The organism is Pseudomonas sp., assembly GCF_037994325.1.
In the GTDB taxonomy this organism is placed as follows: Bacteria; Pseudomonadota; Gammaproteobacteria; order Pseudomonadales; family Pseudomonadaceae; genus Aquipseudomonas.
This window is the reverse complement of the sequence record NZ_JBBNAH010000409.1, coordinates 1-5,948: the sequence shown is the minus strand read 5'-3', so window position 1 is coordinate 5,948 and position 5,948 is coordinate 1. Positions and strand designations below refer to the sequence as shown.

Annotated in this window: 5 protein-coding genes and 1 pseudogene; 3 read left to right on the top strand and 3 right to left on the bottom strand. The window is 53.2% G+C overall.

Going from position 1 to position 5,948, the window contains the following annotated elements; genetic code table 11:
* The 3 genes from gspL to AAAB16_RS13930 all read left to right on the top strand — a co-directional run.
* Nucleotides 1-982, top strand: a 982-nt coding sequence (gspL, locus tag AAAB16_RS13940) for a type II secretion system protein GspL (protein ID WP_340663855.1), incomplete at its 5' end; no start/stop codon positions are given.
* A gap of 2 nt (nt 983-984) precedes the next feature.
* Nucleotides 985-1,476: a type II secretion system protein GspM gene (gspM, locus tag AAAB16_RS13935; protein WP_340663854.1), complete on the top strand. Its 492-nt coding sequence runs from the start codon at nt 985-987 to the stop codon at nt 1,474-1,476.
* Between the two features lie 281 nt (nt 1,477-1,757).
* Nucleotides 1,758-3,602: a glycosyl hydrolase family 18 protein gene (locus AAAB16_RS13930; RefSeq protein ID WP_340663853.1), complete on the top strand. Its 1,845-nt coding sequence runs from the start codon at nt 1,758-1,760 to the stop codon at nt 3,600-3,602.
* A 121-nt stretch (nt 3,603-3,723) separates the two neighbouring features.
* On the opposite strand, the gene nadE is transcribed toward AAAB16_RS13930, so the two are convergent.
* From nadE to AAAB16_RS13915, 3 genes and pseudogenes are all read right to left on the bottom strand, one after another.
* Nucleotides 3,724-4,551 carry an ammonia-dependent NAD(+) synthetase gene (nadE, locus tag AAAB16_RS13925; protein ID WP_340663852.1) on the bottom strand — a complete coding sequence of 276 codons (828 nt, stop codon included), beginning with the start codon at nt 4,549-4,551 and terminating at the stop codon, nt 3,724-3,726.
* A gap of 1 nt (nt 4,552) precedes the next feature.
* Complete coding sequence (pncB, locus tag AAAB16_RS13920; RefSeq protein WP_340663851.1) at nt 4,553-5,782, bottom strand: nicotinate phosphoribosyltransferase; 1,230 nt, start codon at nt 5,780-5,782, stop codon at nt 4,553-4,555.
* Nucleotides 5,783-5,792: 10 nt separating this feature from the next.
* A pseudogene (locus AAAB16_RS13915) lies at nt 5,793-5,948 on the bottom strand (nicotinamidase); the annotation flags it as partial.

Sequence of the window (5,948 nt, the reverse complement as noted above, 5' to 3'; positions counted from 1 at the left end):
GGCCAGTTATCACCAAGTGGAAGTGCCCGTACGTAGCGGTCGCTGGCTTAACCAAGCCATTGCGTCGGCGCTTGAGGAAAAACTCATCGGCGAACTCGACACTCTGCATATCGCTCGCAGTGCGCTGCAGCAGCGACGTTATTGCAGTCTCTTCGTCGTAGCTCGTGCAAGGCTCGCGGCTCTGCTCAGTGATTTAGCGCAGTCGGGTATGGAGCCACAACAGGTTTACCTAGATGCGGACTGCCTGCCGGGCGAAGAACCTGCCGCTATCTGGTGCAATGGCCGCTGGCTGGTCGGCAATTTAGTTGGCGTTCGCATAGCCATTAGCGAAGACGAACGCCGTGAGCTGCCAACGCTATTACCGGCAGATATTCGCTGGTCTAACGCTGAGCAGTGCCCTGAAGACGTTTCCTCGGACCATATCTGGCCGGAGAATAATCAAGACGCGACACTGCATAGCCTGCAGCGCAACGGCTCAATTGACCTGCGCCAGGGCGAATTTCGTTACAACCCGCCCCGACGCCTGAGCTGGCATTTGCCCACAGCCACTATGGTTTTTTTCTTTAGTGCGTTAATGCTGCACACCATCGGTCATCGCCTCATCCTTGAGCAACGAACGGCGGCTTTGCACGAGCAAAACGTCCGAGAATTTCAACAGCGTTTCACAGACGAGCAACGCATCGTCAACCTGCGCCAACAAGTGGCCTTGCGCAAACAGCAGCCTAGTGGCCAGCAGCAAGGCATGGCGCGGCGCCTTGAGCAGCTCGCGCAGCGATGGATTGCCAGCGGCGGCAGCGCTGCGGCAATTCGCCATGTGCAATACCGCGCTGGCGAGGGCTGGACTCTTGAGGTAAGTGCTCCCGCGTTTGCAGACCTCGAACAGATCCGCCAAGGCTTAACTCAGCAAAGCCTCGCCGTGCAAAGCAACTCTACCGTACGCGACGCCAACGGCGTCACCAGCCAATTTCGAGTAGGGGAATAAGCATGCGACTGACCTTCAAACAACTGTTAGCAACGTTTAAAGGCCGCTGGCAGCAAAGCGCTGAACATGAACGCAAACTGATGCTGGTCCTACTGGCGACCTTGGTAATAGTCATCCTTTGGGTAAGCGTTTGGGCCCCCCAGCGACAAGCGTTGGTTCAAGCGGAGCAGGCCCATAACGAGGAGTTGGAACTACAAACTGTAATCGGCCAATTGCCCAGCGCAGTTAAGTCCGATGCCCCATCACCGCTAAATGCAGAAACTCTTTCTGGTCTTCTGACCCGCTCAAGTAGTGAGGCGCAGTTGAACTTGGAGCGCATGGATATGGATACCGCCGGCCAAATCAACCTGAGTTTGAATGGCTCGCTCACTAATCTAATACCTTGGCTGGACCAACTAAGTCAGCAGGGCGTATTAGTTCACAGTCTGTCAATAACAGTAAACCCAGACCAGCAACTATCGGTACAACTAACACTTCAGGTCGGGGCGACATAAATCACATAAAAAATTTATGAATTACCTTCTGAACATTGCGCCTAAAATCTTAGACACCCAATCATAAAGCCAACGCCAAGTTTAATAACTGCCGAAGGCTCGATATACACCAGCACAATTTCCGAAGAGCTAAATGCCCCTTGCCTCTCCACTTACAAGAATCTCCTTACAAGCACTCCAGCCACGTTCACTTATTTTCACACCAACATTCACCTAGCATTCGGCGCGGCTCACTAAACAAGCCAGCACAAAATTCTATTACTATTAAATTGGGAACTCTCATGTTCAAACTTAAACCCATTTTTGCAGGCATTCTAATTGGTGCATCGTTAGCAGCCCACGCTGCTGAACCTTATAAAATGGCCTACCTCACCTCATGGGGCCTAAGCAATCCGGAAGTTCTCGAACAATCCAAAATAAACACGTACATGCTCTCTTTCGGGCAATGGGACGCACAAGGTGTTATTTCAACATCTGACGGCATTGCTAGCATTCCGGAATACAATGCTTACTACATGTCGCCTGGCTATGTTGCCTGGACCAACCTGAAGTTTAATAATCCACAACGAAAAATGATGATTTCATTTGGCGGACAAGCCTATGAAAGCATTTGGTCCTATATTTCCACCCCCACCCAGCGCCAAGCCGTGGCTAAGAATCTCGCTGCATTGCTGACTCAAAACTTTCCCGTTTACGCTAAAAATCTCTCCCCCTCGCAGCGAGTGGGTGACTGCCTGAGCATGAACTGGGACGGCAGTTGCAACTATGCCACCTATCAATCCGCAGGCACGGTACAGCTCGACGGCATCGACTTCGACTTCGAAAAAGCTGCCCGGCTAACCGACGAAGAAGGTGCCAATCTGCTCGACCTCGCTACTCGCGTGAAGGCCCTGATCCCCTCTAACAAGTTGATGTCTCTGACCACCTACCACGTAGGTGCAGACCCGGTGAACTGCGCTGACAACACCGTTATCGACAACTGCTCGTTTGTCGAAAGTAGCCGATCCGCCCACAACGGCGAGGTCATCAAACTGCTGGAAGACTCGAAAAACGTATTCAACTTCTTTAACGCCATGACCTACGACGCTGGCACGTCATACAAATACCAAGTGGCCATGCAAAACTACGCGAAACACGTAGGCAGCAAAGCTAAGATTCTTGTCGGCACGTCCAACAACGCTCAGTGGTCATCCAGCGGTCCGTTCACCGAAACCCAAGCAAATAATGTTCAACGCGCTAAATGGGCATCAGAAAACGGCTATGGCGGTTTCTTCATCTGGGCACTGGGTGCAAACTCCAACCAAATGTCGATGGCTGACCAGGTCAGCACCACCAACGCCATGATTGACGCGATGAGTTCCGGTCAAAGCGAAGAAGGGACCGACCCCAATACACCCTCCACCCCGACCACCCCCACTACCCCGACAGATACCGCAGCTACCCGCCAGGATGTAATTTACCTGCGCACCAGCGACGCGCTTCGCACCATTGACCTGCCAACACTTTTCAAAAGTTATAAAAAGATCAGTGTCAGCACTCAGGACCGTACTTCATGGATAGACAGCATCAAGTTACCAGACACCGGAATTCCAGAAGGTAGCGTGGTTGAATTCCAGCGCACCGCCCTCTGGCCCACAAATATAGTCACTTCAGAGTTTGGTACTGATACACCAATGGCGGGCGAAATACGTACATACAGCTACCTGAATGGTAAATGGAGTACCGACGCGATCACCATCAACAACCAAGCTCAGCTGAATCTGATTGGCAATAAACTCGACGCCCTTAGCATTTATACCAATAACCTGACAACCACTACAGTGCGAGTGGCGGATCAGTCTTGGGTAGCGAACATCTACCTGCCTACAACGGCAAAAGAAGGCGCGACTGTGAAGTTGGTGCGCGATTCTCTCTGGGCTACCAACTTGTTTGTAAAAGGCAACCCTATCTCCATACCTCGTAACTCGACCATCAGCTTTCAGTACATTCAAGGCAATTGGAAGGCTAACACCGTATCCATGACGTACGAAAATGTTCTCAACGCAATTAATACGTCGGCTCAAACGTTCAAAAACGACTTGATTAATGCACAAAAAATCAACGCAATCATTCAAATCAACCCGTAATAACGACCTCGGTATCTTGACCTGATACCGCTGGCCAAATCTTAAACCGGCAACAAAAAACCCCGTGGATTAATTATCCGCGGGGCTTTTTATTTCAACCACAGTATTCAGATCATCCTGATTACTCGGGCACTCTTGGTAACGCGCGCTTATGCGCGGTCTTCGCGAACGCCCGTTCGATAATCTCAGTCGCCTCAGCCGACACAGAATTGCCCAACAAATAGCCGTCGATATCCTCGTAGGTACAGCCATACGAGTCCTCATCCAGCTTGCCTGGCACCAGTTCTTCCAAATCTGCAGTGGGCGCCTTGTACACCAGACTTTGCGGAGCACCCAAGGCGCTAGCCAACAGTCGCACCTGACCTTTGCACAAGCCGCTAAGTGGCGCCAAGTCGCAAGCACCGTCACCGAACTTGGTGAAGAAGCCCATCAGCGCTTCAGCGGCATGGTCAGTACCCACTACCAGGCCATTGGTGAAGTTGGCGATGGCGTATTGCGCCACCATGCGCGAGCGCGCCTTGACATTGCCCTTGGTAAAGTCGACCAAGCCTTCGCCAGGTTGCAGGCCATCGATTGCCACTGCGGCCATCAAGCCGTCGACCGCATCGGCGATATTCACCGTGGTGGTTTTGTCGGCCTGGATAAACGCCAGCGAGGCTTGCGCATCATGCTCATCGGCCTGTGATTTGTAGGGCAGCCGCACGGCAATAAATTGCGCATCCTGGCCCTCGCTGCGCAGTTGCTCGACAGCCAGCTGACACAAGCGCCCAGCGGTCAGCGAGTCGACGCCGCCACTGATACCAAGCACCAGCGACTTGCAGCCTGAACTGCGCAATACACCCTTGATAAAGTCGATACGGCGAGCGATTTCAGCCTGCTCACCGCCTTTGGCCAGTGCCCGGTTGACCCCCAGTTCGCGTGCGATCGCATCTTGCTTCGGCGTGCTCATTTCAAACTCCTACTGGCTGATTAGTGCTGTGTACGCCAAACACATTGGAGGCGTACTGCAGAAAGGAAGCGTCTTCGCAGACGTTCTTGATCGGGTCATCAGAGAACTTCACCACAGGTTCGCCATGTACCCGCACCAACTTCATAACGATGCTTAATGGCTCGACACCGTCCACATCACAGGCAAGGCTCGTGCCCATGCCAAAACCGAACTTCGCCCGGCCGCGCACGTGACGCAGAATTGGTAGGCATTTTTCGAAATTCAGCCCGTCGGAGAACATCAAGTCTTTGGTCATCGGGTCAATACCCAGCTGCGCGTAGCGGGCCAGCACTTTATCGGCCCAGACAATGGGGTCTCCGGAATCCTGACGCAGACCGTCGTAGAGCTTGGCGAAATACAGGTCAAAATCCTTGAGGAAAAAGTCTGTGCTGATGCAATCGGTCAAGGCGATGCCTAAGCGGCCGCGGTATTCATGCACCCAGTTTTCCAACGCCACGTTCTGGCTCTCACGCAAACGGCTGAGTTGCTGGTGCACCATCAACCACTGGTGCGCCATGGTGCCAATCAACGGCAGGTCGAACTCATAGGCCAAATGCGCATTGCTGGTGCCGACAAACACGCCGGGGAAGTCGCGGCGCATGATGTCGACCACTTCGCGCTGGGCCTTGAACGACAGGCGCCGACGCGTGGAAAAGTCCGAAACCCGGAAGTCCGCGAGCTCTTCCTTGCTGACGTTTTTCTCCAGCCAATCAAACTTCTGATAAAGCTTGCGGGTAACGTCCTCAAGCTCAACCTCAGCATATTTCTCGCGGTTGCGCAGCTCGCTGACCAGCGCCAACACCGGCTGCTCAAACATAATGCAGTGCAACATCGGGCCGCGTACGCGGATGTTCAGTTGGCCATCCACTTCGTTGACCAGGATGTAGCGCAGGTTAAAGCGGAACAGGCCGAGAAACTGTTCGAAGTCCGGTGTGAGGTATTCGCGAAAACGCCGGTTAAACAGAAAACGCAGCTCGTCGTCGCGCATCCGCAGGCTAGCCAGCTTCTCCAATTCCTCGCGAATTTCCGGAATAAGGTGCCCGAGGTTTTCCTTCGAGCGAACAATAAACTGATACTCCACATCGACGTTCGGGTGCTGGTGCAACACCGCCTGCATCATGGTGAAGGTGTAATAGTCGGTATCCAGAAGACTCTGAATCACCCCGCCCTCGCGGCTGAATGCACTTTCCATGGTGATGTCCTTATTGGCCTTCCAGTGAAACTAACTGTTCGCGGCTGCTCGCTATTTGGATACGCGCTTGGCGCATATCGGCGACAGCCTGGGTGGCGCCATCTTCGCTAATTGCGCGGCAGGCGGGAAGATAAACGATCACATCAAACCCGGCTGCCTCCAGCTG

Coding starts and splice junctions, on each gene's coding strand:
- gspM (WP_340663854.1), top strand. CDS start 985: ATGCGACTGACCTTCAAACAACTGTTAGCAACGTTTAAAGGCCGCTGG.
- AAAB16_RS13930 (WP_340663853.1), top strand. CDS start 1,758: ATGTTCAAACTTAAACCCATTTTTGCAGGCATTCTAATTGGTGCATCG.
- nadE (WP_340663852.1), bottom strand. CDS start 4,551: ATGAGCACGCCGAAGCAAGATGCGATCGCACGCGAACTGGGGGTCAAC.
- pncB (WP_340663851.1), bottom strand. CDS start 5,782: ATGGAAAGTGCATTCAGCCGCGAGGGCGGGGTGATTCAGAGTCTTCTG.